The sequence below is a fragment of the Streptomyces sp. NPDC057654 genome, assembly GCF_042800135.1.
Taxonomy (GTDB): Bacteria; Actinomycetota; Actinomycetes; order Streptomycetales; family Streptomycetaceae; genus Streptomyces.
The window spans coordinates 1-3,682 of the sequence record NZ_JBHVHQ010000851.1 but is presented as its reverse complement, the minus strand read 5'-3'; the positions used below and the strand labels follow the sequence as shown (position 1 = coordinate 3,682).

Annotated in this window: 5 protein-coding genes; all 5 read left to right on the top strand. The window is 69.0% G+C overall.

The genetic code is table 11. The annotated features are described in order from the left end of the window. On the top strand, positions 1-735 hold a 735-nt coding region (locus tag ACFU99_RS37135; protein WP_384401115.1), incomplete at its 5' end, for a phosphatase. A gap of 128 nt (positions 736-863) precedes the next feature. Next, a complete protein-coding gene (locus tag ACFU99_RS37130) occupies positions 864-1,073 on the top strand; it encodes a helix-turn-helix domain-containing protein (protein WP_031145511.1) in 210 nt (69 codons plus the stop codon). Positions 1,074-1,223: 150 nt separating this feature from the next. Then, entirely contained in the window at positions 1,224-1,322 is a 99-nt protein-coding gene (locus ACFU99_RS37125) for a 30S ribosomal protein bS22 (protein WP_003948845.1), read from the top strand. 235 nt (positions 1,323-1,557) lie between these two features. Continuing rightward, complete coding sequence (locus tag ACFU99_RS37120) at positions 1,558-2,604, top strand: NAD-dependent epimerase/dehydratase family protein (protein WP_363231810.1); 1,047 nt, start codon at positions 1,558-1,560, stop codon at positions 2,602-2,604. 14 nt (positions 2,605-2,618) lie between these two features. After that, entirely contained in the window at positions 2,619-3,626 is a 1,008-nt protein-coding gene (locus tag ACFU99_RS37115) for a lysophospholipid acyltransferase family protein (RefSeq protein WP_384401111.1), read from the top strand. The last annotated feature ends 56 nt before the right edge of the window (positions 3,627-3,682 follow it).

Sequence of the window (3,682 nt, the reverse complement as noted above, 5' to 3'; positions counted from 1 at the left end):
GAGCACCGCTACCGGCTCTTCGTCGCGCGCGACCCCCGCGCGCTGATCGGTCTGGAGCCCGAACGCGACTGGTCCCTGGTCGAGTTACTCGGTCTTATGGGTGAGCGCTGTGGGGTTTCGGCCGATCCGGCACATACTTCCGGGCAGGATGTGATCGACCCCGATCGCACGGTGGAAGCCCTCGGATGCTTCGCCGACCGGCTCCGCGCGGCGGCCCGGGACGGCGCGACCGTGCTGATCGGGACCGGTCATCCGCACCGGCTCCTGGGCTTCTACGCCTCGTTGGCCGCGGCCCTGTCGGCGGCGGGATGCACTGTCCTCACCCCGGCGCAGGGTCGAAGAGTCGACATGACGACCCGGTTCGGGGTACGCACGTACAACCTTGACTACGTACGGGGAGTCGCGATGGTGCGGGAACCCGGCGCGCGGGAGCCCGGTAGTACGCCGGGCGCACACACCCATTCCCCCCTCCCGATTCGTACCGCCCTGGGGGCCGCCGTAGACGCCCGCAGCGGACTGCCGAACCTCGTCATCGGGGATCACGGATGGGTCTGCGGAGCAGGTCAGCTGGGCATTGAGGCCATCGGTCTGGCGGACACGGACGATCCGGCGCTGTTCGTCGGGCAGGCCGAGGGGCGGGTGTCCGTCGCCGTTCCGCTTGATGACACTGTGCGGTCTGATTACTACCGACCGCTTACTCGCTATGTACTCAATCGAGCGTGTCTGTCACAGTAGGCGGCCGATCGCTGCTCCTCTTCCCCACTCGTATCACCCGCCCCTAACCTGGGGAGTGAGCGCGCAGCGACGAGGAGTCACCGGAGGGGAAGCCGGTGCCCGTCATGTGCGGAAGGTTCAGGTGTGACATGGCTGCTGGCGAGAGGCCTCTGAATGAGGTCGTGTTCCTGACCGTGGCGGAAGTCGCCTCGGTGATGCGAGTGTCCAAGATGACCGTGTACCGCTTGGTGCACAGCGGTCATCTGCCGGCGATCCGGGTGGGCAGGTCCTTCCGGGTCCCAGAGCAGGCGGTGCACGAGTACCTCCGTGAGTCCTATGTGGGGGTGGAGACCGCCTAGGGGGTGGGCTGGGGGATGCGTTTCCCCAGCGTGCGCCCTGACGAATACCTCGGATTACGCCGATCGCTCGGTGCCGGGTAGGCTGGCCCGATGTAGGTAGTGTGGGCTCGGACGCCCCGCACCGAGTGATCGAAGTTAGCGAGGGTAGTCGTGGGCTCTGTTATCAAGAAGCGGCGCAAGCGGATGGCGAAGAAGAAGCACCGCAAGCTGCTCAAGCGCACGCGCGTTCAGCGTCGCAACAAGAAGTAAGCAGCGACGCTGTGTACGTCCCGCAGCCCTTTCACCGGATCTCGGTGGAAGGGCTGCGGTGCTGTGCGGGGGGTGCGGCGCCGCTCGGGGTAAGGCGTTGCTATGTGTGAACCCTTCGCTACGGCTTGAAATGTAGCTCCATGCATCGGGCGGTCATCACAGCGCAACAACGAGCCGCTACGGTGGCGGCCAAAGCTCCGCTCGTCGAGCGAGGTTTCGAGGGAAGGCGCTGATCTTGGGCAAGGTCGTGCTCGTCACCGGGGTCGCACGTCAGCTGGGCGGCCGTTTCGTACGGCGCGTCCAGCGGGAGCCCGACGTCGACCGGGTCATCGGCGTGGACGCCGTGCCACCCGAGCACCACCTGGGCGGGGCCGACTTCGTACGGGCCGACATCCGGCACCCCACGATCGGCAAGGTCCTCGCCGAGCACGGCGTCGACACCGTCGTCCACATGGACGTCAACGGCACCCCGCTCGGCAAGCGCGGCGGCCGGACCCTGGTCAAGGAGACCAACGTCATCGGCACCATGCAGCTGCTCGGCGCGTGCCAGAAGGCGCCGACCGTCAAGCGGCTCGTGATCAAGTCGAGCACCAGCGTGTACGGCTCCGCGCCCCGCGACCCCGCGATCTTCACCGAGACCACGCCGCCCAAGTCGCTGCCCAGCGGCGGCTTCGCCAAGGACACCGTCGAGGTCGAGGGGTACGTACGCGGCTTCGCGCGGCGCCGCCCGGACGTCGCCGTCTGCGTGCTGCGCTTCGCCAACGTGCTCGGGCCCTGCGCCGATTCGCCGCTCGCCGAGTACTTCTCGCTGCCCGTCCTGCCCACCGTGCTCGGCTTCGACCCCCGCCTCCAGTTCGTGCACGAGGACGACGCGATCGAGGTGCTGCGCATCGCCGCCGGCGAGCCGCGCCGCTCCACGCTCAACAGCGGCACCTTCAACATCGCCGGCGACGGCGTGCTGCTGCTCTCCCAGACCGCGCGCCGCCTCGGCCGCCCCACGCTCCCCTTCTTCCTGCCGACCGTCACCTGGATCGGCTCCGCGCTGCGCTCCCTCGGCGTCAGCGACTTCTCGCCCGAGCAGATCCGGCTGCTGACGCACGGGCGGGTCGTCCAGACCGCGCAGATGCGCGAGACACTGGGTTTTGAACCGAAATACACCACCGCGGAGGCGTTCGCGGACTACGCGCGCAGCCGCGGACCGGGGCTGCTCCCGCCCGAGACCCTCGCCCGTACCGTCGACCGGATCGCCGCGGTGCTGCCAGTCGGCGGCGACCAGAATTGAGGAGCGCACCCAACATGGCGGACGCGAAGGTCATTCCGTTCGGCGAGGAACCGCGGTCCCGGCGCCGGGCGAAGCGCGCCGGGCGCGCGAGCGGCCGGGCGGACGTCCCGCTGGCGCCCGTACCGCCGCAGCGGGAGGAGGACCCGGAGCCCGTCGGCGAGCCGTCGCCGCAGAACGGCGGCGGGGGCTGGGACCGGCGCCTCGCACACGGGCTGAGCTTTCTGCGCCGCCGGATCACGGGCGAGTACGAGGTCGACGAGTTCGGGTACGACGAGGAGCTCACCGACCAGGTGATCATGTCGATGCTCCGCCCGTTCTACGACAAGTACTTCCGGGTCGAGGTGAAGGGCATCGAGAACATCCCGTCCGAGGGCGGGGCGCTGATCGTCGCCAACCACTCCGGCACGCTGCCGCTCGACGCCCTGATGCTCCAGGCCGCGGTGCACGACGAGCACCCCGCCGAACGCCATCTGCGGCTGCTCGCCGCCGACCTCGTCTTCGTACTGCCGTTGGTCAACGAGCTGGCGCGGAAGGCCGGGCACACGCTCGCCTGCGCGGAGGACGCGCAGCGGCTGCTGGAGCGCGGCGAAGTGGTGGGGGTGATGCCGGAGGGGTTCAAGGGGATAGGGAAGCCGTTCTCCGACCGGTACAAGCTCCAGCGCTTCGGGCGGGGCGGGTTCGTCTCGACGGCGCTGCGCGCCGGGGCGCCGATCGTGCCGTGCTCGATCGTCGGCGCCGAGGAGATCTATCCGATGATCGGCAACGCGCGGACCGTCGCGCGGCTGCTGGGCATTCCGTACTTCCCGATCACGCCGACCTTCCCGTGGCTGGGGCCGCTGGGCGCGGTGCCGCTGCCGACGAAGTGGACGATCCAGTTCGGCGAGCCGATCGCGACGGACGGCTATCCGCCGGAGGCGGCGGACGACCCGATGCTGATGTTCAACTTGACGGACCAGGTGCGGGAAACGATTCAGCACACGCTGTACAAGCTGCTGGTGCAGCGGCGGTCGGTGTTCTTCTAGACGCGTTCTCTTCAGACGGGTACGCCAGAGGCGGGGAAGTCCGGTCGGACCTCCCC

What these genes read in the sequence shown, in the direction of transcription:
- ACFU99_RS37130 (WP_031145511.1), top strand. Translation starts at nt 864, where the DNA reads ATGGCTGCTGGCGAGAGGCCTCTGAATGAGGTCGTGTTCCTGACCGTG.
- ACFU99_RS37115 (WP_384401111.1), top strand. Translation starts at nt 2,619, where the DNA reads ATGGCGGACGCGAAGGTCATTCCGTTCGGCGAGGAACCGCGGTCCCGG.